This is a genomic window from Microbacterium sp. 5K110 (genome assembly GCF_005774735.1).
Taxonomy (GTDB): domain Bacteria; phylum Actinomycetota; class Actinomycetes; order Actinomycetales; family Microbacteriaceae; genus Microbacterium.
On sequence record NZ_VBUM01000014.1, the window covers coordinates 26,737 to 48,914 of the forward strand.

General features: G+C 69.5%; 25 protein-coding genes and 1 pseudogene. 12 read left to right on the forward strand and 14 right to left on the reverse strand.

What is annotated here, in order from left to right; all coding sequences use genetic code 11:
- Positions 1-6: 6 nt before the first annotated feature.
- Positions 7-105 (forward strand): annotated as a pseudogene (locus tag FE256_RS18570) (type II toxin-antitoxin system YoeB family toxin); the annotation flags it as partial.
- A gap of 34 nt (positions 106-139) precedes the next feature.
- On the opposite strand, the gene FE256_RS05550 reads toward FE256_RS18570, so the two are convergent.
- The 4 genes from FE256_RS05550 to FE256_RS05565 form a co-directional block, all read right to left on the reverse strand.
- Positions 140-487 (reverse strand): immunity protein CdiI family protein, encoded by a 348-nt coding sequence (locus tag FE256_RS05550; protein ID WP_138173589.1) that lies wholly within the window; start codon positions 485-487, stop codon positions 140-142.
- An 83-nt stretch (positions 488-570) separates the two neighbouring features.
- Complete coding sequence (locus FE256_RS05555; protein WP_138173591.1) at positions 571-1,677, reverse strand: hypothetical protein; 1,107 nt, start codon at positions 1,675-1,677, stop codon at positions 571-573.
- Positions 1,678-1,720: 43 nt separating this feature from the next.
- Positions 1,721-2,794 (reverse strand): redox-regulated ATPase YchF, encoded by a 1,074-nt coding sequence (gene ychF / locus FE256_RS05560; RefSeq protein ID WP_138173593.1) that lies wholly within the window; start codon positions 2,792-2,794, stop codon positions 1,721-1,723.
- A 39-nt stretch (positions 2,795-2,833) separates the two neighbouring features.
- Complete coding sequence (locus tag FE256_RS05565) at positions 2,834-3,583, reverse strand: class I SAM-dependent methyltransferase (protein ID WP_138173595.1); 750 nt, start codon at positions 3,581-3,583, stop codon at positions 2,834-2,836.
- A gap of 234 nt (positions 3,584-3,817) precedes the next feature.
- Between FE256_RS05565 and FE256_RS05570 the strand changes: the two genes are divergently transcribed.
- Together FE256_RS05570 and FE256_RS05575 are read left to right on the forward strand one after the other, a co-directional pair.
- Entirely contained in the window at positions 3,818-4,414 is a 597-nt protein-coding gene (locus FE256_RS05570) for a 3'-5' exonuclease (protein ID WP_138173597.1), read from the forward strand.
- A 50-nt stretch (positions 4,415-4,464) separates the two neighbouring features.
- Entirely contained in the window at positions 4,465-5,790 is a 1,326-nt protein-coding gene (locus FE256_RS05575; RefSeq protein WP_138173599.1) for a DNA recombination protein RmuC, read from the forward strand.
- Between the two features lie 14 nt (positions 5,791-5,804).
- Here FE256_RS05575 and FE256_RS05580 read toward each other — a convergent pair whose 3' ends face one another.
- Both FE256_RS05580 and glpX read right to left on the reverse strand, forming a co-directional pair.
- A complete protein-coding gene (locus tag FE256_RS05580; RefSeq protein ID WP_138173601.1) occupies positions 5,805-6,014 on the reverse strand; it encodes a UDP-N-acetylmuramyl pentapeptide phosphotransferase in 210 nt (69 codons plus the stop codon).
- Between the two features lie 246 nt (positions 6,015-6,260).
- Entirely contained in the window at positions 6,261-7,250 is a 990-nt protein-coding gene (gene glpX, locus FE256_RS05585; RefSeq protein WP_138173603.1) for a class II fructose-bisphosphatase, read from the reverse strand.
- A 179-nt stretch (positions 7,251-7,429) separates the two neighbouring features.
- On the opposite strand from glpX, the gene fbaA reads away from it, so the two are divergent.
- Positions 7,430-8,458: a class II fructose-bisphosphate aldolase gene (fbaA, locus tag FE256_RS05590; RefSeq protein ID WP_138173605.1), complete on the forward strand. Its 1,029-nt coding sequence runs from the start codon at positions 7,430-7,432 to the stop codon at positions 8,456-8,458.
- Positions 8,459-8,609: 151 nt separating this feature from the next.
- Here fbaA and FE256_RS05595 read toward each other — a convergent pair whose 3' ends face one another.
- From FE256_RS05595 to FE256_RS05615, 5 genes are read right to left on the reverse strand one after another with little or no spacing between them, the layout of a single operon-like run.
- Positions 8,610-9,155, reverse strand: a complete 546-nt coding sequence (locus FE256_RS05595; RefSeq protein ID WP_138173607.1) for an MOSC domain-containing protein — start codon at positions 9,153-9,155, stop codon at positions 8,610-8,612.
- A gap of 9 nt (positions 9,156-9,164) precedes the next feature.
- On the reverse strand, positions 9,165-9,875 hold the full coding sequence (locus tag FE256_RS05600; RefSeq protein ID WP_138173609.1) for an anti-sigma factor family protein: 711 nt from the start codon (positions 9,873-9,875) through the stop codon (positions 9,165-9,167).
- Complete coding sequence (locus FE256_RS05605) at positions 9,872-10,375, reverse strand: sigma-70 family RNA polymerase sigma factor (RefSeq protein ID WP_138173611.1); 504 nt, start codon at positions 10,373-10,375, stop codon at positions 9,872-9,874. The genes FE256_RS05600 and FE256_RS05605 overlap by 4 nt, the downstream gene beginning before the upstream one ends.
- Positions 10,376-10,429: 54 nt before the next feature.
- Positions 10,430-10,972, reverse strand: coding sequence for a DUF6264 family protein (locus FE256_RS05610; RefSeq protein WP_138173613.1), 543 nt, complete (start codon positions 10,970-10,972; stop codon positions 10,430-10,432).
- Positions 10,969-12,030, reverse strand: coding sequence for a 4-hydroxy-3-methylbut-2-enyl diphosphate reductase (locus tag FE256_RS05615; RefSeq protein ID WP_171024220.1), 1,062 nt, complete (start codon positions 12,028-12,030; stop codon positions 10,969-10,971). Before FE256_RS05615 ends, FE256_RS05610 begins: the two co-directional genes overlap by 4 nt.
- 67 nt (positions 12,031-12,097) lie before the next feature.
- On the opposite strand from FE256_RS05615, the gene xseA reads away from it, so the two are divergent.
- From xseA to FE256_RS05650, 7 genes are read left to right on the forward strand one after another with little or no spacing between them, the layout of a single operon-like run.
- Positions 12,098-13,411 (forward strand): exodeoxyribonuclease VII large subunit, encoded by a 1,314-nt coding sequence (xseA, locus tag FE256_RS05620; RefSeq protein ID WP_138173615.1) that lies wholly within the window; start codon positions 12,098-12,100, stop codon positions 13,409-13,411.
- 1 nt (position 13,412) lies between these two features.
- Complete coding sequence (locus FE256_RS05625) at positions 13,413-13,652, forward strand: exodeoxyribonuclease VII small subunit (protein ID WP_036328293.1); 240 nt, start codon at positions 13,413-13,415, stop codon at positions 13,650-13,652.
- Complete coding sequence (locus tag FE256_RS05630; RefSeq protein WP_138173617.1) at positions 13,652-14,284, forward strand: DUF4245 family protein; 633 nt, start codon at positions 13,652-13,654, stop codon at positions 14,282-14,284. Before FE256_RS05625 ends, FE256_RS05630 begins: the two co-directional genes overlap by 1 nt.
- 8 nt (positions 14,285-14,292) lie before the next feature.
- Entirely contained in the window at positions 14,293-14,940 is a 648-nt protein-coding gene (locus FE256_RS05635) for a carbonic anhydrase (protein ID WP_212743484.1), read from the forward strand.
- A gap of 32 nt (positions 14,941-14,972) precedes the next feature.
- Positions 14,973-16,367 (forward strand): class II fumarate hydratase, encoded by a 1,395-nt coding sequence (locus FE256_RS05640; RefSeq protein ID WP_138173620.1) that lies wholly within the window; start codon positions 14,973-14,975, stop codon positions 16,365-16,367.
- 41 nt (positions 16,368-16,408) lie between these two features.
- Positions 16,409-17,824, forward strand: a complete 1,416-nt coding sequence (locus FE256_RS05645; RefSeq protein WP_138173622.1) for a sensor histidine kinase — start codon at positions 16,409-16,411, stop codon at positions 17,822-17,824.
- A complete protein-coding gene (locus FE256_RS05650) occupies positions 17,821-18,477 on the forward strand; it encodes a response regulator transcription factor (RefSeq protein WP_138173624.1) in 657 nt (218 codons plus the stop codon). The genes FE256_RS05645 and FE256_RS05650 overlap by 4 nt, the downstream gene beginning before the upstream one ends.
- A gap of 291 nt (positions 18,478-18,768) precedes the next feature.
- On the opposite strand, the gene phoH2 is transcribed toward FE256_RS05650, so the two are convergent.
- The gene (gene phoH2 / locus FE256_RS05655) at positions 18,769-20,136 is read right to left on the reverse strand and encodes an RNA 5'-3' helicase PhoH2 (RefSeq protein WP_171024221.1); all 1,368 of its coding nucleotides are present in this window, start codon (positions 20,134-20,136) and stop codon (positions 18,769-18,771) included.
- Between the two features lie 185 nt (positions 20,137-20,321).
- Entirely contained in the window at positions 20,322-21,104 is a 783-nt protein-coding gene (locus tag FE256_RS05660) for an isoprenyl transferase (RefSeq protein ID WP_502704855.1), read from the reverse strand.
- Between the two features lie 151 nt (positions 21,105-21,255).
- Here FE256_RS05660 and trhA point away from each other — a divergent pair, with 151 nt between their 5' ends.
- Positions 21,256-21,948 (forward strand): PAQR family membrane homeostasis protein TrhA, encoded by a 693-nt coding sequence (gene trhA, locus FE256_RS05665; protein ID WP_138173626.1) that lies wholly within the window; start codon positions 21,256-21,258, stop codon positions 21,946-21,948.
- Positions 21,949-21,963: 15 nt separating this feature from the next.
- Here the strand turns inward: trhA and FE256_RS05670 are convergent, their stop codons facing one another.
- The gene (locus tag FE256_RS05670) at positions 21,964-22,176 is read right to left on the reverse strand and encodes a hypothetical protein (protein WP_138173628.1); all 213 of its coding nucleotides are present in this window, start codon (positions 22,174-22,176) and stop codon (positions 21,964-21,966) included.
- Positions 22,177-22,178 lie beyond the last annotated feature (2 nt).

Consider the following 22,178-nt stretch of genomic DNA (forward strand, 5'->3'; position numbering starts at 1 on the left):
GAGCCGCTGAAACACGCATTGGCCGGCGCGGGGTCGCGCCGCATCGACGAGGCGAATCGGCTCGTCTACATCGCCGACGACACGCACGTCACGGTGCTGCAGGCGCGATACCGCTACTGCCATCGGCGACCCTCAGACCTCAGCCTTCGGCCGTACCCAGCTCTGTTCGGAGCGGCCACGGCTCGTACCAGACGTCGGCGAACGCCGAGACCTCGTCGGCGAGCCGTGCCGCGACGCCCTCCCCCGCCGCGCGCCACGCCTCGCAGGATGCCGCGTCCTTCCACCCGTCGAACGGGTCGAAGTTCGCCTCCCACAGGGCGTTCCACGCGGCGATGTCGCGACGGAGCGCATCGGACAGCCCATAGTCGTCGGGCGTCGTCGTGTACCCGACGTCCCACGTCGGTGTCGAGTCCTCCCACAGCGGCCAGTCCCGGCCGTAGTCCGGGAATAGCCGGATGGAACGTCGCACCGGAGGGGTTCCGTTCATGGCCGGAAGCCTACGTGGGGAGCCTGCTCAGTTGTTGAAGCGGGACTCCACCACGTCGCGGTCACGCAGCTGAAGCAGGCGGATCACAGCTCGATGAGGTGCTGCAGGAAGGTGCGGGCAGCCGCGACATCAATCGAGGCCCGGTGGGATCCATCGAAAACTACACCCCAGTCAGCGCTGAACTGGGTCACCCCACGACTGCCTCGCCCTGCCCAGTGGTGCTGCACTCCGGTAACACGGAGGAGTTCTCGATCAAGGACGGGCACGAGAGAGGAAACAACCCGCTCACGATCGGTGTCGATACCAATCGCCAGTATTGCTGCCACCGACCCCGGTTGCGCAAGGAAATCGAGCATTTTGTCGACGTTATAGGCCTTTGGCGCGGAGGATCGATTCAAGCGTTTGGATTTGACGTCGATGGAAAGCTGTCCGTCTGCGAGAGCAACCCCGAGGTCATCGAGGCGATGCCCGTTCTCACCGCCCGTGATCAAACGCTCCACTTCCTGCCCACGGAGATTGCCATTCTCATTCCGCGCCGCATCAAGAATCGCACGTTGCGCCCCCTGCACTCGAGAAGCGAGTTCGACCGAGATAGCAAGGTAGTGGGGCGTGTCCAACGCTTCGGCGGCGCGGCGAGGGGCGTCGAGAATGGCTGCACGCTGTGTCGCGCTTGGGACGAACTTGGGTCGACGCGCCTTGACCATTGCGGAGACCTCGGCAAGCCGTTCGACGGTCTCGTCCCACACCGACGCCTGGTGCAATTCGAAGATCGAGGAGAAGTTCTCGCGACGATTTTCCAACCCAGCGAACGACCGCATGATGTCCCACCCATTGAAACTTCCGCGAATGTGGTCAGGTCGAAGCTCAGAGGAACTGTGACTGATCCTTGCTAGCACGGACGAATTTGCTAGCAAGAAGCTCACCTCACTCGGACGCACAATCACGACCACCAGAGGTTGATGATCATGCAGCCGAAGAGCGGACAACGACAAGACGGTGTTGGAGAAATTCTCCTGGTTAGCTTGCGTGAACCGAAGAGCGTAGCCTGCCCCTACGAACACGCTTCGAGCGCGCCGGGGCGTGAAAGCCGCCTCGTAGGCCCTGGACATCTCCGCCTTGTCGGCGTGTCGATGCGCAGCCTTGTAGGCGACGAGATAGTCAAGAGCCTCACCGAGAGCGCTGTGCTCCACCTGCCGCCTCCCCCGCGTCCTGCATGCCCCTACTTCTACCCACTCAGTTGTTGAAGCGGAACTCCACCACGTCGCCGTCCTGCATGACGTAGTCCTTGCCCTCGAGGCGGGCCTTGCCCTTCGCACGGGCCTCGGCGACCGAGCCGAGCTCGATCAGGTCAGCGAACGAGATGACCTCGGCCTTGATGAAGCCCTTCTCGAAGTCGGTGTGGATGACACCGGCCGCCTGCGGGGCCTTCGCGCCCTGCGGGATCGTCCACGCGCGGGCCTCCTTGGGACCTGCCGTGAGGTAGGTCTGCAGGCCCAGCGTGTCGAAGCCGATCCGCGCGAGCTGGTCGAGACCCGACTCGTCCTGGCCGGTGGACGCCAGCAGCTCGGCGGCATCCTCGGGGTCGAGGTCGATCAGTTCCGACTCGATCTTGGCATCCAGGAACACGGCCTTCGCCGGCGCGACCAGCGCGGCCAGCTCGTCCTTGCGGGCCTGGTCGGTGAGAACGGCCTCGTCGACGTTGAAGACGAAGATGAAGGGCTTCGCGGTCAGCAGACCCAGTTCGCGGATCGGCGACAGGTCGAGACCGGATGCCGAGAGCAGCACGCCCCGCTGGAGGGCGTCCTCCGCGGCCTTGGCAGCGTCAAGCACCGAAGGGTCGAGCTTCTTGCCCTTGACCTCTTTCTCGTAGCGCGTGATCGCCTTCTCGAGGGTCTGGAGGTCGGCGAGCTGCAGCTCGGCGTTGATCGTCTCCATGTCGCTCGCGGGGTTCACCTGCCCGTCGACGTGGACCACGTCGTCGTCGGCGAATCCGCGGACGACCTGGGCGATGGCATCCGCTTCACGGATGTTCGCGAGGAACTGGTTGCCCAGCCCCTCCCCCTCGCTGGCGCCGCGGACGATGCCGGCGATGTCGACGAACGACACCGCGGCGGGCACGAGACGCTCGCTGCCGAACACGTCGGCGAGCTGCTGCAGCCGCACATCGGGAAGGTTCACGACCCCGACGTTGGGCTCGATGGTCGCGAACGGGTAGTTCGCCGCGAGCACCGAGTTCTTGGTCAGGGCGTTGAAGAGAGTGGACTTTCCCACATTGGGAAGGCCGACGATTCCGATGGTAAGAGCCACGGGAGTCCAGGTTACCCGGCCCGCGCCGCCCTCACCGCGTCAGGGACGCCGCGCGCGGAACGCGTGGGTCACGTACGGCAGGTCGACCGCTCCGCCGTCGGCGAGTCCCGGGACGGATGCCACGACCCCGTCGACCTCGGCGTCGATGCGCGCGCGCTCCTCGGCGGATGCCGTGATGATGTCGCTCCGAGAGAAGACGAGGTCGCGCAGCTGGGCCAGGGTGATGCGGCGGCTCCAGGTCCACGTGCGGTGCTCGAGGTCGACGAGCGGCTCGGCGATCCGCGGCCCACCGTCGGCGAGAAGCCGTTCGGCGTTCGACGTCCCGATCACCCGGGTGAGGCTGCGCACCCAGTCGACACGCTCGTCGCGGATGTTCCACACCAGCCCGAGCACCCCGCCGGAGCGCAGGACGCGCGCGATCTCGAGAGAACCAGGCTCCGGATCGACCCAGTGCCACGCCTGTCCCATCACCACGGCGTCGAGGGCCGAGTCGGGCAGCGGCAGACGCTCGGCGGTACCGGCGAACGTCGGGATGCCGCGGACGTTCTCGCGCAACGACGCCAGCATCGCGGCATCCGGATCGATCGCCACCACGTCGGCACCGAGCTCGACGACCGCACGCGTGAGCTTGCCGGTACCGGCACCCACGTCGGCGACGCGCAGCGCCCGGCCGGGCTCGCGGACCGGCGCGAGCATCCACGCGACCGCCTCGGCCGGATACTCGGGCCGCCCCGACTCGTAAGCCGCGGCCGCCTGCCCGAACGACGTCGACTTCTGGCGTTCCGTCATGCCTCGACCCTATGCCGGGGGCGGGACGTCCGCGCGGGCGCCTCCCGTAGCCGTACCATGCGGCGGAGTCGGCAGGGGACACGCCGATACCGGAAGCCAGGAGCCGGCGTGCCACCCGCACGACGACCCACCGCCTGGCGGTCACCGTCGACGACCCGCGGCGCGACGAGACCGATCCCGCGTCGGACGGCGTGCCGTCCCGGCCGGACGGGGAGGTCGAGCGAGGGTGGAGGCGTGGCACTGGATTTCACCGCGATCGACTTCGAAACGGCGAACTCCAGTGGCGCGTCCGCGTGTGCGGTGGGGCTCGCGCGCGTCCGCGACGGACGGGTCGTGGCTACTGCCGCCTGGCTCATCAAGCCGCCGGCCGGGCACGACGACTTCGCCGCGATCAACGTCGGCATCCACGGCATCCGTCCGTCCGACGTCGTCGACGCGCCGGACTGGAGCACGCAGCTGGCTCGGCTGACCGCCTTCGCCGGGGCGGACGTGCTCGTCGCCCACAATGCGGGCTTCGACATGTCGGTGCTGCGCCGTGCGTGCGCCGCGACCGGCGACGACTGCCCCTCGTACCGCTATCTCTGCAGCGTCCAGATGTCGCGGAAGACCTACACCCTCGATTCCTACCGCCTGCCGCTCGTCGCGGCCGAGGCCGGATGCTCGCCGTTCGCTCACCACGACGCCCTCGCCGACGCCGTCGCGTGCGCGGAGATCACGATCGACTGCGCCCGGCGCGCCGGAGCCGCCGATGTGCACGCCCTCGCCGCGCACCTCGGCGTGCGGGTCTCGCAGATCCAGGCGGAACGCCGCCTCGAGCGCGCCGTCGCCTGACCCGCCCGCCACTTCCGGGCGATGTCGGAGGCCTGCGGCACACTGAGCACATGGATGCCATCGCCCTGATCCTCGCGATCCTCGCCCTCGCGATCGGTGCCGGCGCGGGCTGGTTCCTCGGCGCCGCGCGGGCCACCTCGCGCGCCGCGACCGAGCGGATCGCTCTCGCCTCGCGCGTCGCCGCCGCCGATGCCGCGCTCGTCGGGGCACAGGCGCAGCTCGACCATCAGACGACCCTGTACCGCGACCTGGTGGGCCAGACACGCGCCGATCAGGCAGCGCGCGAAGAGCGCGAACGCCGCGAGCAGACGGTCCTGCGCGCGCTCGATCCCGTGCGCGAGACCCTCGACGCGATGCAGCGCAAGGTCGACGGCCTCGAGCGCGACCGCGTCGAGCAGTACTCCGCGCTGGGCGAACAGTTGCGACTCTCGCGTGAGGCCGACGAGGCGCTCCGCGCCACGACCGAGTCCCTCGCTTCGGCGATGCGCTCGGGCAGCACGCGCGGCGTCTGGGGCGAGACACAGCTGCGACGGGTCGTCGAGGCCGCGGGGCTCACGCGCTACGTCGACTTCGACCTGCAGTCCTCGATCACCTCCGACGCCGGCGCGGGTCGCCCCGACATGGTCGTGCGTCTCCCCGGAGGCAAGGCTCTCGCGGTGGATGCCAAAGTCCCCCTCGACGCCTACCTCCAGGCCAGCGCGATCCCGGTGACCGCCCCGGGCGACGAGGGCGCGCGCCGGGCGGCCCTCCTGACCAAGCACACCCGGGCCGTGCGCGCGCACGTCGACGCGCTCGCCCGCAAGACGTATTGGGCAGGGCTCTCGACCAGCCCCGAGTTCGTGATCTGCTTCCTGCCGAGCGAGTCCCTGCTCTCCGCGGCCCTCGACGACGACCCGACGCTGCTCGAGTACGCGTTCGCGCGTCGAGTAGCCCTCGCGTCGCCGGTGAACCTGTGGGCGGTCCTCAAGACCGTGGCCTTCACGTGGACGCAGCAGGACGTCTCCGACGAGGCGCGCACGTTGTTCGCCCTCGGTACCGAGCTATACGAGCGCGTAGGCGTGCTCGCCGGTCACGCCGGCGATCTGCGGCGCGCCCTGGAGCGCACCGTCGACAGTTACAACCGCTTCGCCGGGTCGCTGGAGTCGCGCGTACTGGTGACGGCGCGCAAGTTCCCCGGCATCGACGAAACGAAGCTCGACGCCGTAGACGCTCCCGCGCCGCTCGAGGCGTCACCGCGCAGGTGGACGGCGCCCGAACTCATCGACGCCGCCGAGAACGACGGCGAGGCGACCGAACGCGGGCTCGCACACCGGGACATGACTCATGCCGACCTCGGCGCGATCCGCGCACGAGCGGGAATCGCCGACGGCAACTGAGCGTCGCCCGAGGATCAAGACCCGCCGGGAACCCAGCTCAGCAGGCTCACGACCGCGGCCGAGACACCGACGAAGGCGCCGACCATCCACCATGCGCTGATCTCGTGGCCCTCATCGCGGCGCTTGCGCAGCAGCACATCGGGACGCCGCGCGGGGTCGAGAGCATCGGCGATGACCGCCTGTGCACCGGTCTGCGGTGCGGTTGAGTTCGTCGGAGCTGCCATGGAACGATCCCCCTTCGGGTCTCGGAAGAACGCAGCGTCGCCGTTGACACCTTCGTCGATTCTGCCAGACACCCCCTCGTGGGGGAGTCACGCTTGCGCAACGACACGCCCGGCTGTATCTGCATGCATCGAACTTCCGGACCCGCAGGTCCGCCTGACTCAGGCCCACCTGACGAAACACCGCGAGGCGGCATCCTGCTGTCTCAGCGAATCAGCGCCGCGGGCGGACGCGCCACGGGACGACGGTCAGAGCCACTTCGACGTGAGGTGCTCCGACGAGATCCGGCGGAGCGTCCCCGACGCACCGCGCAGCACGACGCTCTCGGTGTAGATGAAGTCGCCGTCGCGACGGACGCCCTGGACGAGCTGGCCGTCGGTCACACCGGTGGCCACGAAGATCGTGTTCTTCCCCTTGACGAGGTCGTCGGCCTCGTAGACCTCGCCGTCGAGCTTCAGACCGGCATCCCGGCCCTTCTGCTTCTCGTCGTCGGTGCGCGGTGCGAGGACGCCCTGGATGTGACCCCCCAGAGCCTTGATCGCACACGCGGTGACGATGCCCTCGGGGCTACCGCCGATCCCGACGCACATGTCGGTCCGGGCGTTGTGTCGTGCCGCGTTGATGCCGCCGGCGACGTCGCCGTCACTCATGAGGCGGGTACCCGCACCGGCTTCGCGGATGTCGGCGATGAGCTGCTCGTGACGCGGGCGGTTCAGCACCGACACGACGATCTCGTCGACCGGCTTGCCGAGCGCCTTGGCGAGCAGCCGGATGTTCTCGCCGATCGGGAGGCGGATGTCGACGACGCCGACGCCCGCGGGTCCGGTGACGAGCTTGTCCATGTAGAAGACGCTCGAGGCGTCGAGCATCGTGCCGTGATCGGACACGGCGATGACCGACAGCGCGTTCTGGCGTCCGGCGGCCGTCAGGGAGGTGCCGTCGATCGGATCGACGGCGACGTCGCACTGAGGGCCGCGACCGCTGCCCACCCGCTCGCCGTTGTAGAGCATGGGGGCGTTGTCCTTCTCGCCCTCACCGATGACGATCGTGCCGTCGAAGTTGACGGTGCTGAAGAAGGCGCGCATCGCGTCGACGGCGGCGCCGTCGGCGGCCTCCTTGTCGCCGCGGCCGATGAAGGGCACGGCGCGGATGGAGGCCGCTTCGGTGGCCCTCACCAGCTCGAGAGCCAGGTTCCGATCGGGGTGCAGGGGACTCATGTCGGACGTCAGGCTCACCATGAGCCCCACTGTAGCCAGCGCGACTGTGACAACCGCTGGTTTTTCCCGACCGGAGCCCGAAGGATTCGTGATTCTTAACGCCTCGGCAGAACTGCGGCGATCCTCGCCCGGCCGCGGCGTCACGATCGGGTGCCTTCGCTAGAGTGACGGTGTCCCTGTCACGACCAAGGAGCGCCTCCATGCCCGTCGCCACCCCTGAGCAGTATGCCGAGATGCTGGACCGCGCCAAGGCCGGCAGCTTCGCGTACCCCGCGATCAACGTCTCGAGCTCGCAGACCATCAACTCCGTGCTCCAGGGCCTGACCGAAGCCGGCTCGGATGGCATCCTGCAGGTCACCACCGGTGGCGCCGATTACTTCGCCGGTCACACCGTGAAGGCTCGCGCCACGGGTGCCCTCGCTTTCGCGAAGTACGTGACCGAGGTCGCCAAGAACTACCCGATCACGGTTGCGCTGCACACCGACCACTGCCCGAAGGACGCCCTGCCCGGTTTCGTCCTGCCGCTGCTGGAAGCCTCCGAGGAAGAGGTCAAGGCCGGCCGCAACCCGATCTTCCAGTCGCACATGTGGGACGGCTCGGCCGTGCCGCTCGACGAGAACATCGACATCGCCGCCGAGCTCCTCCCCCGCCTCAAGAACATCAACGCGATCCTCGAGATCGAGGTCGGCGTCGTCGGCGGCGAAGAGGACGGCGTCCAGCACGAAGGCTCCAACGAGGCGCTCTACACGACGGTCGCCGACGTGACCAAGGCCGTCGAGCGCCTCGGTCTCGGCGAGAACGGCCGCTACATCTCGGCGCTCACCTTCGGCAACGTGCACGGTGTGTACAAGCCCGGCGGCGTGAAGCTGCGCCCCGAGCTGCTCGGTGAGATCCAGGAGGGCATCGCCGCCAAGTTCGGCACCGGCCCCAAGCCCCTCGACCTCGTCTTCCACGGTGGCAGCGGCTCGACCGATGAAGAGATCGCTCTCGCGGTCGCCAACGGCGTCGTCAAGATGAACATCGACACCGACACCCAGTACGCCTTCACCCGCTCGATCGCGGGCTACATGTTCTCGAACTACGAGGGCGTGCTGAAGGTCGACGGCGAGGTCGGCAACAAGAAGCAGTACGACCCGCGCGCGTGGGGCAAGGTCGCCGAGTCGGCGATGGCCGTGCGCGTCGTCGAGGCCACGAAGCAGCTCGGCTCCTTCGGCAAATCCCAGGGCTGACACCTCTCCCCGAACGCCCCGGCTCCGGCCGGGGCGTTCGTGCGTCCCGCGGCCTCTCCCGCGCGCGAAACTGCATCTCCCTGACATCTCCCCTGCAGCCTGCCGTGGAGATGTCAGCCGGATGCAGTTTCGCGGCCATGGCCCGCCCCCGCTACGCGCGGTAGAGCTCGAGCACCGTCGGGGCGGCGGGTGGCGACGAGACGATCTCGACGCGGTCGCCGGCGCGCACCTCGCCGGCGCGGCGGACACGCAGGTAGGCACCGAGCCGGCCCTCGTCCGAGAAGCGCTTGACCCACCCACGGCCCGTCGAGCCGCCCACCCAGCGCGCGAAAGTGGCGCACGGCGTGCGGGGCATCGTGACCTCGAGCTCGACGGTCTCCCCGATGCGCCAGACCTCGCCGATCCGCGCTCCGTTAACGTCGATGCCCTCGAGGCGCAGGTTCTCGCCGAACCACCCGGGGGCGAGCTCTCGCCCGAGCTCGCGCTCCCAGAACTCGGCGTCGTCCTGCGCGTAGGCGTACACCGCCTTGTCGGGACCGCCGTGGTGCTTGCGGCTGGCTTGCACGTCGGCGCGGACCCCGAGACGTCCGATGCGCACCGCACCCTCGAGGGCGCGCTTGTCGATCGCGGTGACCCCCACCGACCCCGAGTCGGGACGCAGGGCGTGGACGGCGCAGACGGCGATGAGGCTCGGCATCCGTCGATGCTAGGGGCTGTCGAACTCCCGGCGCATCACGACGCGGTCGCCGTCGAGCGTGCGGATCTCGATCGAACCAATGCTCGAGGCGGCGACGTCGGTGCCCGCGCTCAACTCTGTTGTGGACCCCGGACCGGCGCGCCACGTCGAGAGCATCGTCGTGGCGCCGGCGTCGTCGGTGACCGCGAGCGCGTAGGGCCATCCTCCGGGCGGAGCGTCCAGCACCTCGCCGGTGTACTGGCAGACGAGGTCGATGCGTGTCCCCCACTCGACCGACGTCAGTTTGACCGACGCCTCCAGCGGCGCTCCCGCGACGTCTTCGAGGGCGTACACGGTGCCGCCAGCGTCGTCCGCGGGGGCCGTGAGCGCCAGCACGCTCGGCACCGCGATCACGAGCAGGGCGGCCGCGGCGGCCCCCGCCCACAGCGCCACCGTGCGATGACGACGGCGGCGCGCGGTCCGCACGAGCCGCCCGCGGAGGGCAGGGTGCGGAGCCATCGGCGCCGCGGCGGGCGCGGGGTCGGTGGAATCGATCGCGCGGGCCCGCTCGGGCGACAGGCGCGAGAGCAGACCGGCGGTGGGCGCGAGCTCGGCGACGGCAGCGCGGCAGAGGGCGCACCCGTCGAGATGCCGCTCGTACTCGGCGCGATCGGCAGCGGACAGCGCGCCGAGGACGTACGCCCCGTCCCACGTGGCGAACCGCTCGTGTGCGGCGTTCATCGCGTCACGCCTCTCTCTTGCAGGGCGAGCCGCAGCGCGCGCACGGCGTAGTGCAGACGCGACTTGACGGTCCCGGCGGGAATCCCCAGCTCTTCGGCGGCCTGTGCCACGCTCCGGCCGCCGTAATAGGCCGCGACGATGACGGCGCGGTGATCGGGCGTCAGAGTCGCGAGGGCCTCTTCGACGAGCAGCGCGTCGAACATGGCATCCGTGTCGTCGCCGCCGGCGGTCTCGGGAAGCTCATCGACGGTCTGCTCGTGGCGCCGGCGGGCGCTACGCGCGTCGTCGATGACGATGTTGCGCGCCACCGTGAACATCCACGACCGCAGGGTCGACGGGTCGTCGGCCATGATGCGCGGCGTCCGCCACGCCCGCAGCAACGTCTCTTGCACGACGTCGTCGGCGCCCGCGTGGTCGCCGGTCAGGCTGACGACGTAGCGCCAGACGGGGGCGGCGTGAGCGTCGTACAGCGCCGTCAACTGCGCGTGATCGTCTCGCACCGCCGATCCCCTCCTGTCGTCCTCAAGAGAACACGGGATGCCCGGCCCGTCGGTTCAGTTGGTGACTGCGCCCGTGAGAGCCGAGAGGAAGGCGGGGTCGGCCATCAGCGCGATCGTGATGCACACACCGGCCAGGAGCGTCGTCGCGACGAAGCCCACCAGAGGCACCCAGAACGCCACGCGCCCGCGGCGCAGCCGTCGCCACGTCAGAGCGGCCGTGACGAGATACCCCACGCCGTACACGACCGACGCGACGGCGCCCCAGACGAAGCCCGACGACAGAGCGGTGTACGTCGCGTCGACCCCGAGGATCTGCGCGGCGCGCTCGGCGTATCCGGGAAAGTCCAGGAGCTGCACGATCGTGGAGATGACCGAGACGAGTCCGTAGACCAGCAGCACGAACGTGACGACACGGTCGGCGAGGGGTCCGCGCGCACGGTGTGCGGCGGGAGCGGCCGTCGGCTCCGAGTCGGGCTCCGGCGCGACCCCCGACTGGAGCGCTTCGGTGACCTCGGGGTGTTGGATCCGGGCGCGCTGCTCCTCGGGGGTGGCGTACTCGCCGTATTGCGGGCGCGGGCGCGACTCCGCGTCACTCACGCGCGACCCCGGCCGCCCAGGGCGCGCTGGTCGCGCTTGCCCGACGAGTCCTGACGCAGTTCCTTGGGCAGCGAGAACATCAGGTCCTCCTCTGCCGTCCGGACCTCCTCGACGTCGCGGTAACCGGCGCCGGCGAGTTCTTCCAGCACCTCGGTGACGAGGACTTCGGGTACCGACGCGCCGCTCGTGACGCCCACCGTCTCGACACCCTCGAGCCACTCCTGCCGAACCTCGTCGACGTAGTCGACGCGGTAGGCGGCTTTGGCGCCGTACTCGAGCGCGACCTCGACCAGGCGGACGCTGTTGGACGAGTTGGCCGATCCGACGACGATCACGAGGTCGGCGCCGACCGCGACCTTCTTGATCGCCACCTGACGGTTCTGGGTGGCGTAGCAGATGTCGTCGGACGGCGGATCCTGCAATTCGGGGAAGCGCACACGCAAGCGGCGGACCGTCTCCATCGTTTCGTCCACGGAGAGCGTCGTCTGCGAGAGCCACACGACCTTCGACGGGTCGCGCACCTCGACGGTGTCGGCGTGCTCCGGAGAGTTGACGACGGTGACGTGCTCGGGGGCCTCGCCCGCCGTGCCCTCGACCTCTTCGTGGCCCTCGTGGCCGATGAGCAGGATCTCGAAATCGTCGCGGGCGAAGCGGACCGCCTCGCGGTGCACCTTGGTCACGAGGGGGCACGTCGCGTCGATCGCCTGGAGGTGCCGATCGGATGCCGCGGACACGACCGCGGGCGAGACCCCGTGAGCGCTGAAGACGACGTGCGAGCCCTCGGGTACCTCGTCGACCTCTTCGACGAAGATCGCGCCCTTCTTCTCGAGCTCGGTGACGACGTGGATGTTGTGCACGATCTGCTTGCGCACGTACACCGGCGCCCCGTAGCGCTCGAGGGCCTTCTCGACGGCGATCACCGCCCGGTCGACACCGGCGCAGTAACCGCGGGGCGCGGCCAACAGCACCTTCTTCTGTCCGTGGACCGGGATATCCTGGAGCCGCCCGCGTCGACCCGGGATACGGGGAACGGGCAGGTGGACGGCAGGTGAGCTCACCCCTCGATTCTACGGGGGCGCCCCTGGACGACGGCCGAACCGCCACCATCGACCCGTACGAGAGACCATGACCTCCTTCCGACCCGACGCCGTCGAGGGCCTCACGCCCCCGGCGGACTCCGTTCATCCCCGTGAGTCGACGACGGACGCGCCGACCTCGGTCTCGCGACTGAACGACACGATCCGCGGGTTCATCGAACGGTGGGGATCCGTCTGGGTCGAGGGCGAGATCACCTCGTTCAACCGGCGCGGCGGGAACGTGTTCGGCCGCATGAAAGACCTCGGCACCGATTCGACCGTGGCGTTCCGGATCTGGTCGAGCACGCTGGCTCGGCTGCCGAAAGACCTGCAGGTCGGCGATCACGTCGTCGCCTGCGTCAAGGCGGACTACTTCCCCCGCACGGGCGACTTCTCGTTCGCGGTCTCGGCGATGCGGCACGTGGGCCTGGGCGAACAGCTCGAACGTCTCGAACGCCTGCGCGCGCAGTTGCGGTCCGAGGGGCTGTTCGACCCCGCGCGCAAGAAGAAGCTGCCCTTCCTCCCACACTGCATCGGTCTCATCACGGGCGAGAACTCGGATGCCGAGAAGGACGTGCACCGTAACGCCGAACTGCGGTGGCCCCAGGTGCGCTTCCGCACCCGGTACGCCGCGGTGCAGGGCGACCGCTGCGTCCCCGAGACGCTCGCCGCACTGACGGCGCTGGATGCGGACCCCGACGTCGACGTCATCGTCATCGCGCGCGGCGGCGGCGATCCGCAGACGCTCCTCGGCTTCAGCGACGAGCGACTCGTGCGCGCGGTGGCCGCGGCATCCACCCCGATCGTGAGCGCCATCGGCCACGAGAACGACCGTCCGCTGCTGGACGACGTGGCCGACGTCCGCGCCTCGACGCCGACCGACGCGGCCAAGCGCATCGTGCCCGACGTGAGCGAGCAGCGCGCGGCGGTCGCCCAACTCCGGGCGCGCCTGACCGGTCGCCTCACCCAGCGGGTGCTGCACGACATCGCCCAGCTCGAGCAGTTGCGTTCGCGCCCGGCGCTGCGGACTCCGCACACGATGCTGACCGCCCGCGCGCAAGACGTGTGGATGCTGTCGACCCGGGGCCGCGACGTCGTCGACCGCCGGCTGCAGGCCGAGGAGCGCCGCACCCGCGAGCTGCGCGCGTCGCTGCGCGCGCTGTCCCCCGAGGCCACCCTGGCGCGGGGCTATGCGATCGCTCAGGTCGAGGGCGGCGGGATCGTGCGCGACGCGACGCAGGCGCCAGCGGGAGCACGCGTCGTCGTGACCGTCGCCGACGGCGCTTTCGGCGCCTCCTCCACGGGCCCCATCGAACCCACGGACTCCTCGTCCGGCGGCGGCCGCACCGCCGGTCCCGCCTAAGATGGATGCCATGACCGCGACGCCCTCCGGCCCCTCCGCCGACGTGGCGTCCCTGTCGTTCGAGCAGGCCCGTGACGAGCTCGTCCGCGTGGTCGCCGAACTCGAGCAGGGCGCTCCCACGCTGGAGGAGTCGCTCGCGCTGTGGGAACGCGGCGAGCAGCTCTCCGCCCGATGCGAGGAGTGGCTGCTGGGCGCGAAACGGCGTCTCGATGCCGCGCGCGGCGAAGGCGAGGAGTCCTGATGGCCCGCGTCGTCGCGGAGCTCGGTCGTCCCGAGACGCCGGACGAGACCGCGGCGCGCAAGGCCGAGTCCTCCCGCCGCTACCGCTCGAGCAAGACGTTCCGCAACCTGATCGCGGCGCTCCTCGTGACCGTCGCCGTCGTGCTGGTCGTGATCGCCGCCGTCCCGCGCGGAGAACCGGCGCCGCGCCCGCAGCCGGACGTCCCCGCTCTCGCCGCCGAGCTGTCCGACGACCTCGGCCGCCCCGCCCTCGCCCCCGCTCTGCCCGACGGGTGGCGCGTGAACCAGGCGATGACCGAGGGCCAGGGTGGCGTCGAAGCGTGGACCATGGTCTACGTGCGCTCGGGCGAGTCCGGCTTCGTCCGCGTGGCCCAGGGCCTGGACACCGGCGAGGAGTGGGTCGCCCAGATCCTCGGCGGAGCGCGCAGCACCGAGACGATCGAGATCGACGGCCTCGACTGGGCCGTCTACCGCCCGAGCGACCCCGAGCGCGCCGGCAACATCAGCTACGCCCTGTCCACTCCCGCCGGGCCCGATCAGGTCCTGATCTACGGGGATGCCAGTCCCGAGACCACCGCGATCGCCGCGGCATCCGTCACCACCCAGGTCCGCGAACTGAGAGAGATCCCGTGAACGATCGCATGACTCCCCGTGACGTGTGGAGCCAGATGCTCGAGGGCAACCGGCGTTTCGTCTCCGGAGCGCCCGCCCACCCGCGGCAGGACGTCGAGCGCCGTGCCGAGCTCGCGAGCTCGCAGCACCCCACGGCCGCGCTCTTCGGCTGCTCGGACTCGCGTCTCGCCGCCGAGATCATCTTCGACCAGGGCCTGGGCGATCTGTTCGTCGTGCGCAACGCCGGTCAGGTCATCTCCGACTCCGTCATCGGCAGCCTCGAGTACGCCGTCGGCGTGCTGGAAGTGCCGCTCATCGTCGTCCTCGCGCACGACGCGTGCGGCGCCGTGGGTGCAGCCATCGACAGCACCGGAATCGACGCGCCGACGCTCCCCGCCTACATCTGGCGTCAGATCGCCCCGATCGTGCCCGCGGTCCGCCGTGTCCAGCGTGCCGAGGCCGCTGCCGGCCGCGGTACCGAGCGCGTCGACCCCGAACTCGTGGGCCGCGAGCACCTCCGCCACACCGTGGCCGATCTGCTGCGCGCGTCCGAACTCATCAGCGAGGCCGTGGCCGACGGCCGCGTCGCGGTGGTGGGCGCCAACTACCGACTCGACGACGGGGAAGCCGTCCCCGTCGTGAGCGTGGGCGACGTGGACGAGCCCCGCGCCGCCTGAGATAGAACGAAACGATCTGGAGGAACGACGACGTGACCGACATCGAGTACCGCATCGAGCACGACACCATGGGTGAGGTGCGGGTGCCGAAGGACGCCCTCTACGCCGCGCAGACGCAGCGCGCGGTCGAGAACTTCCCCATCTCGGGTTCGGGCCTGGAATCGACGCAGATCGCGGCGCTCGCCCGCATCAAGAAGGCCGCGGCACTGGCCAATAAAGATCTCGGCACCCTCGACCCGCGCGTGGCCGACGCCATCGCCCAGGCCGCCGACGAGGTCATCACCGGCGCGTACGACGCCCACTTCCCGGTCGACACCTACCAGACCGGCAGCGGCACCTCGTCGAACATGAACATGAACGAGGTGCTGGCCACCCTCGCCACGCGCATCCTCGGCGACACGGTGCACCCCAACGACCACGTCAACGCGTCGCAGTCCTCGAACGACGTCTTCCCGACGTCCGTGCACATCGCCGTGACCCAGGCGCTGATCGACGATCTCATCCCCGCCCTCGACCACCTCTCGGTGGCGCTCGAGGCCAAGGCCGAGGCGTGGAAGGGCATCGTCAAGTCCGGTCGCACGCACCTCATGGATGCCACGCCCGTCACTCTCGGCCAGGAGTTCGGCGGCTACGCCCGCCAGATGCGCCTCGGCATCGAGCGTGTGCAGGCCGTCCTCCCCCGCGTCGGCGAGGTCCCCCTCGGCGGCACCGCCGTGGGCACGGGGATCAACACTCCTCTCGGCTTCCCGCAGAAGGTCATCGAGCTGCTCGCGGCCGAGACCGAGCTGCCGATCACCGAGGCGAAGGACCACTTCGAGGCCCAGGCCAACCGCGACGGTCTCGTCGAGGCATCCGGCGCCCTCCGCACGATCGCGGTGTCGCTGACGAAGATCAACAACGACATCCGCTGGATGGGCTCGGGCCCCAACACGGGTCTCGGTGAGCTGCACATCCCCGACCTGCAGCCGGGATCGTCGATCATGCCGGGCAAGGTCAACCCGGTCGTCCCCGAGGCGACGCTCATGGTGTGCGCCCGGGTCATCGGCAACGACGCCACGGTCGCGTGGGCCGGCGCATCGGGCTCGTTCGAGCTGAACGTCGCCATCCCGGTCATGGGGACGGCGTTGCTGGAGTCGATCCGACTGCTCTCCAACGCCATGCGCGTCCTGGCCGACAAGACCATCGACGGCTTGGAGGCCAACGTCGCGCGCGCTGAGGCGTTCGCCGGGATGTCGCCGTCGATCGTCACCCCGCTCAACAAGGTCATCGGCTACGAGGCCGCCGCCAAGATCGCCAAGCACGCCGTCGCCAAGGGCATCACGGTGCGCGAGGCCGTCATCGACCTGGGCTATGTCGAGCGCGGCGAGATCACCGAAGAGGTGCTCGACGCCAAGCTCGACCTGCTCTCGATGACCCACCCGGGCTGAGCCGAACCTCGCACGACGCCGGGGAGCGCCATAATCAGAGGATGATCCGCCCTACGAGAGCCGTCTCGGCACGGGTGCGGCTCCTCGGGGCGATCCTCGGCGTCGTGCTGGTGGGACTCATCGTGGCCGGAGGTGTCACGTTCTTCGTGCAGAGCGAGCGCGTCCTCGCCAACGCGCAGCGCCAACTCGACGGCTTCGTCTCGACCGTCTCGGTGTCGGCCCAGGACCCGGCGGATCTCGTCGCGGCAGCCGTTCCGGGGCGCACCGACGCCACGCTGGCCCTGAGCGGCGGCACGGTGCTGGCCTCCACCCCTGCACCGCCGGGGGTCCCCCTGACCGCGGATGCCGCGTTCCTCGATGCCCTTCGCTCCGCGCTCGAGCGCGGCGAGACGCGCGGCCGCCTCGACAGCACTCTCGGCCCGGTGCTCTACGCGGCGGTGCCCGCCGGCGACGCCACGATCGTGCAGGCCATCGCCATTGACGAGCGTATGGAGCTGGTGAGCCTGTCGACCACGACGTATGCCCTCACCGGGGCGGTGGTGCTCCTGGCCGTCGCCGTGGCCGGCTGGTTCGTCACCGGGCGGCTCTTCTCGCCCCTACGCAAGCTCCGCGACACCACCGACGCGATCACCATCGCCGATCTCGGCACCCGTGTCTCCGCCCACGGCAACGACGAGATCTCCGACCTGACCGCGTCGGTGAACTCCATGCTGGACCGCCTGTCGATGTCGGTGGAATCGCAGCGGCAGTTGCTCGACGACGTCCGGCACGAGCTCAAGACACCGATCACGATCGTGCGCGGTCACCTCGAGACGATGAACCCCACCGATGCGCGCGACGTCATCGAGACGCGCGACCTCGGCATCGCCGAGCTGGACCGGCTCTCGCGTCTCGTCGACGACATCGACACCCTCGCCGACGTGGAGGCGGGGTCGGTCTCGACCGGGATCGTGGACGTGGGCGCCCTGACCGACCGCATGGGCGAGCTGGTCGGTGGGATCCCCGAGCACACCTGGACGATCGAGGCCCGCGGTCGTGGCCGCATCGTCGGCGACCACGACCGACTGGTCCAGGCGTGGCTGCAGCTGGCGGACAACGCCGCGAAGTACACCCCGGCGGGCAGCCCGATCGAGATCGGCAGTTCCACCGATGGCACGACCGCGAGCCTGTGGGTGCGGGACCACGGTCCCGGCATCCCTCCCGCCGCCCGGCATCGCGTGTTCCGGAGGTTCGACCGGGTGTCGACGCGGCGCGGCGTCGACGGGTCGGGCCTGGGACTGTCGATCGTGGATGCCATCGCCAAGGCGCACGACGGACACTGCACCATCGCCGACACCCCGGGGGGCGGCGCGACCCTCACGCTGCACGTCCCGCTGGGCGGCTCGCACACGCCCGCCGACCTGCCGACGCCCGTGCGTGCCGGTGACGTCGTCCTGCAGAGAGAGGCCACCGGATGACTCGCATCCTCATCGCCGAAGACGAGGAACGCATCTCGGCGTTCGTGGCCAAGGGATTGGAATCGGCCGGCTACCAGACGCTCATCGTCGACGACGGCGCCGAGGCTCTCGAGACGGCGTTGTCGGGCGAGGTCGATCTCGTCCTGCTGGATGTGGGCCTGCCCACGATGGACGGATTCGAGGTCCTTCGGAGCTTGCGCGGTCAGGGGGCGTCGATCCCCGTCATCATGCTCACCGCCCGCACGAGTACCCGCGACACCGTCGACGGCCTGGACGCGGGGGCGAACGACTACGTCGCGAAACCTTTCAAGTTCGACGAGCTGCTCGCGCGCGTACGTTCGCGTCTACGCGAACCGGTGAGCCTGGGGAGCATCACGATCGCGCACGGTGACGTCTCGCTGGATGTACTCACCCGCCGCGCCTCCGTCGCCGGTCGTGAGATCGATCTCAGCGCGCGCGAATTCGCCCTGGCAGAGGAGTTCATCAGCCACGCGGGCCAAGTGCTCAGTCGGGAACAGCTGCTCAGTCGTGTCTGGGGGCTCGACTTCGACCCCGGGTCGAACGTCGTCGACGTCTACGTCCGCTACTTGCGGGCGAAGTTCGGCGCCGGTCGCATCTCCACCGTGCGCGGCGCCGGCTACCGCTGGCAATGACCGCGCCGGAAACCCAGAAGCCCCCGGTCGGGGGGTACCGGGGGCTGGGGGATCGTCCGTGGCGGTCTTCCGCCGTACCCGAAACGTCGGTGACCTGCGCGGCAGGACGATCTCGTTTTTCTTTTGTGGGGGGAACCGCCGGGGCGGTGACGAGGTTTCCCTCGCCCGTGATTCCACTCTGACGCCCTCATGTGAGAACGCCGGGAGGTGCAGATGAGAAACCTCTCATCTCGAGAGCCCCCGAACGCCGAAGGTCCGGGATGCGTGGCATCCCGGACCTTCTATCGGTGGTCAGGACAGCTCGGCCGCCTCCAGCAGATCCGTCACGAGGGCGGCGATCGCCGACCGTTCGGAACGGGTCAGGGTGACGTGGCCGAAGAGCGCGTGACCCTTCAGCGTCTCGATGACCGAAGCGACGCCGTCGTGCCGCCCGACGCGCAGGTTGTCGCGCTGCCCGACGTCGTGCGTGAGAACGACGCGGGAGTTCTGCCCGATCCGGCTCAGTACCGTCAGGAGGACGTTGCGTTCGAGGGACTGAGCCTCGTCGACGATCACGAACGCGTCGTGCAGTGAGCGGCCGCGGATGTGGGTGAGCGGCAGCACTTCGAGCAGCCCCCTCGCCACGACCTCTTCGAGGACGTTGCCCGACACGACAGAGCCGAGCGTGTCGAACACGGCCTGACCCCACGGGTTCATCTTCTCGGCCTGGTCACCGGGCAGGTAGCCGAGCTCTTGTCCCCCGACGGCGAAGAGCGGTCGGAACACGATGATCTTCTTCTGCTGCTGCCGCTCCAGAACGGCCTCCAGCGCCGCGCACAGCGCGAGCGCCGACTTGCCGGTCCCGGCACGGCCACCGAGCGAGATGATCCCGACCTCGGGATCGAGCAGCAGGTCGAGGGCGATGCGCTGCTCGGCGGAGCGCCCGTGCAGCCCGAAGGCGTCGCGGTCGCCGCGGACGAGGCGGAACTCTCCGTCACCGGTGACCCGGCCCAGCGCCGAGCCGCGCTCGGAGTGGATGATCAACCCCGTGTTGACCGGGAGCCCGACGACGTCGTCGCTCGAGGCCACCTCCGCCTCGTACAGGTCGCTCAGGTCGTCGCCCGAGACGTCGATCGAGGCGATCCCCGTCCAGCCGGAGTCCATGGCCTGCTCCGCGAGGTACTCCTCGGCCGAGAGACCGAGGGATGCCGCCTTGACGCGCATCGGCAGATCCTTCGACACCACGGTGACTTCGACGCCGTCGCGCGCGATGTTCATCGCCACGGCGAGGATGCGGCTGTCGTTGTCGCCCAGGCGCATGCCCGAGGGCAGGACCGACGGGTCGGTGTTGTTCAGTTCAACGCGGAGCGTCCCGTCGTCGCCGACGGGGACCGGGAAGTCGAGCCGGCCGTGCTCGATGCGCAGTTCGTCGAGGTGGCGCAGCGCCTGCCGTGCGAAGTAGCCGATCTCGGGATCGTGGCGTTTGCCCTCGAGTTCGGTGATCACGACGACCGGGATGACGACGGAGTGCTCAGCGAACCGGAAGAACGCGCGCGGATCGCTCAGCAGTACCGAGGTATCCAGGACGTAGGTGCGCAAAGCCTGGTCGGCTGAGGCATCGGTTTCCGAAACAGTGCTCTCGACGACGCGACGCTGGTCGTACGGTGCTCGTGCAGTCACAACCCACTCCCGACCCGGGTGTCTCACCCGGCTGTCACGAGTCGACCTGTGGGTCACGAGTCGCGATCCGAAGGCCGACTCGATCGGGCTCCGTGCCCGATGACCTCACCGTAAGGCCTGACGCCGGATGCCAGGGTCGCGAACACGCCCGGAAAAGTGACGAGTGCGTTAACGCTGATGACGGCTCATTGTCCGAATCGTCGGTCGCGCGCAGAGAAGTCGCGGATGGCCCGGAGGAAGTCCACCTCGCGCAGATCGGGCCCCAGGGCCTCGACGAAGTAGAACTCCGAATGCGCGGACTGCCAGAGCAAGAAGTCGCTGAGACGCTGCTCGCCCGACGTGCGGATCACGAGGTCGGGGTCGGCCTGGCCGCCGGTGTACAGATGCTCCCCGATCTGCTCCGGCGTGAGGCTGGCGGCCAGCTCCTCGAGCGATCCGCCCTGCTCGTCGTGCTTCGCGATGATGCTGCGCACCGCGTCCACGATCTCGCTGCGCCCGCCGTAGCCGACGGCGAGGTTCACGTGCAGACCGGTGTGCGAACGGGTGCGTTCGGTGGCCTCGTGCAGCACCTCGGCGAGGGCCGGCGGCAGGTCGTCAGAGCGGCCGACGTGCTGCACCCGCCAGTCGGGCTCGTGGGAGAGCTCGCCCGCGAGCTCCGCGATGATGTCGATGAGGTCTTCGAGCTCCCGCGAATCGCGCTTGCGCAGATTGTCGTTGGAGAGCAGGTACAGGGAGACGACCTGGATGCCGAGATCGTCGCACCACCGCAAGAACTCGTGCATCTTCGCGGCGCCGGCGCGGTGACCGTGCGCCGCGCTGTCGAAACCGAGCTGCCGCGCCCATCGGCGGTTGCCGTCGATCATCATGGCCACGTGGTGCGGAACGGTGCCGGGCATCCGGCGACGAAGGCGCGAGATGTACAGACGATAGAGGGGCCCTCGCCCCTCGTTCTTCCGCACGCGCGCCACCCGGCTACGCTACCGCGTCCGGCCCCGGGAACACCGAGAGGATGACGCGTACGCGCCGCACGGGCGGGGAGATCGGCATGTGCCGACGGGGGTATGCGGGGAGACGTAGGGTCGAGGGGTGACGCTCTCCCCCACTGGCGACGGACCCGAAATGCCCCAGCTCCCCCTCTTGGAAGCCGGGGCCGTCGGAGCGCAGGACGATCTCAAGCCGACGTGGCGCGGCTGGATCCATGCCGCGACGTTCCCCGTGGCGATCGCCGCCGGAATCGTGCTCATCTGCCTCGCCCAGGGCGCCCCCGCGAAGTGGGCCTCCGCGGTGTTCATGGCGACCTCGATGCTGCTGTTCGGAAACTCCGCGCTCTACCACCGGTTCAATTGGAAGCCCCGCACGCGGGCCGTGCTCAAGCGCATCGACCACGCCAACATCCTGCTGCTGATCGCGGGCACCTACACCCCGCTCGCCGTTCTCGCGCTGCCGACGCCCAAGACCGTGCTGCTGCTGTCGATCGTGTGGACCGGCGCGCTGCTCGGCATCCTGTTCCGTGTGTTCTGGCTGCACGCGCCGCGCTGGCTCTACGTGGCGCTGTACCTCGCGCTCGGCTGGGCGGCCGTGATGTACCTCGTCGACCTGCTCGACGCGAACGTCGCGATGATGGTGCTCGTCGTCGTCGGCGGTCTGCTCTACACGGCCGGGGCGATCGTGTACGCCCTGAAGCGGCCGAACCCGTGGCCCGGGCACTTCGGGTTCCACGAGATCTTCCACGTGTGCACCGTGCTGGCGTTCCTGTGCCACTGGACCGCGTGCCTGCTCATCGCCCTGGCCCCGGCGTACCACGCGGGCTGAGCCCGCGCGTCGGCGTCAGCTGCGGGGAGCGGCGGGGTCGATGTCTTCGTCGTCCGTCTCGCTGGCGGCCCGTGCGGCGCGCGCCTGCTCCTCGGCATCCAGCTCGGCGTTGACCTCTTCACGGTAGCGACCGCGACGGATGCGGCGGAGCATGTCCCACACGAGCAGGAAGACCGCGACACCGATGAACGCGATCGCGGCGAACCCGAGGGGGCCCGGGGTGACGATCG

Bases quoted from the DNA above. Each gene is read 5' to 3' on its own strand.
- glpX (WP_138173603.1), bottom strand. From the start codon at position 7,250: ATGGTGAGCCTGACGTCCGACATGAGTCCCCTGCACCCCGATCGGAAC.
- FE256_RS05550 (WP_138173589.1), bottom strand. From the start codon at position 487: ATGAACGGAACCCCTCCGGTGCGACGTTCCATCCGGCTATTCCCGGAC.
- FE256_RS05565 (WP_138173595.1), bottom strand. From the start codon at position 3,583: ATGACGGAACGCCAGAAGTCGACGTCGTTCGGGCAGGCGGCCGCGGCT.
- FE256_RS05575 (WP_138173599.1), top strand. From the start codon at position 4,465: ATGGATGCCATCGCCCTGATCCTCGCGATCCTCGCCCTCGCGATCGGT.
- FE256_RS05595 (WP_138173607.1), bottom strand. From the start codon at position 9,155: ATGCCGAGCCTCATCGCCGTCTGCGCCGTCCACGCCCTGCGTCCCGAC.
- xseA (WP_138173615.1), top strand. From the start codon at position 12,098: ATGACCTCCTTCCGACCCGACGCCGTCGAGGGCCTCACGCCCCCGGCG.
- FE256_RS05580 (WP_138173601.1), bottom strand. From the start codon at position 6,014: ATGGCAGCTCCGACGAACTCAACCGCACCGCAGACCGGTGCACAGGCG.
- FE256_RS05625 (WP_036328293.1), top strand. From the start codon at position 13,413: ATGGATGCCATGACCGCGACGCCCTCCGGCCCCTCCGCCGACGTGGCG.
- FE256_RS05635 (WP_212743484.1), top strand. From the start codon at position 14,293: ATGACTCCCCGTGACGTGTGGAGCCAGATGCTCGAGGGCAACCGGCGT.
- FE256_RS05600 (WP_138173609.1), bottom strand. From the start codon at position 9,875: ATGAACGCCGCACACGAGCGGTTCGCCACGTGGGACGGGGCGTACGTC.
- FE256_RS05645 (WP_138173622.1), top strand. From the start codon at position 16,409: ATGATCCGCCCTACGAGAGCCGTCTCGGCACGGGTGCGGCTCCTCGGG.
- FE256_RS05650 (WP_138173624.1), top strand. From the start codon at position 17,821: ATGACTCGCATCCTCATCGCCGAAGACGAGGAACGCATCTCGGCGTTC.
- trhA (WP_138173626.1), top strand. From the start codon at position 21,256: ATGCCCCAGCTCCCCCTCTTGGAAGCCGGGGCCGTCGGAGCGCAGGAC.
- FE256_RS05630 (WP_138173617.1), top strand. From the start codon at position 13,652: ATGGCCCGCGTCGTCGCGGAGCTCGGTCGTCCCGAGACGCCGGACGAG.
- fbaA (WP_138173605.1), top strand. From the start codon at position 7,430: ATGCCCGTCGCCACCCCTGAGCAGTATGCCGAGATGCTGGACCGCGCC.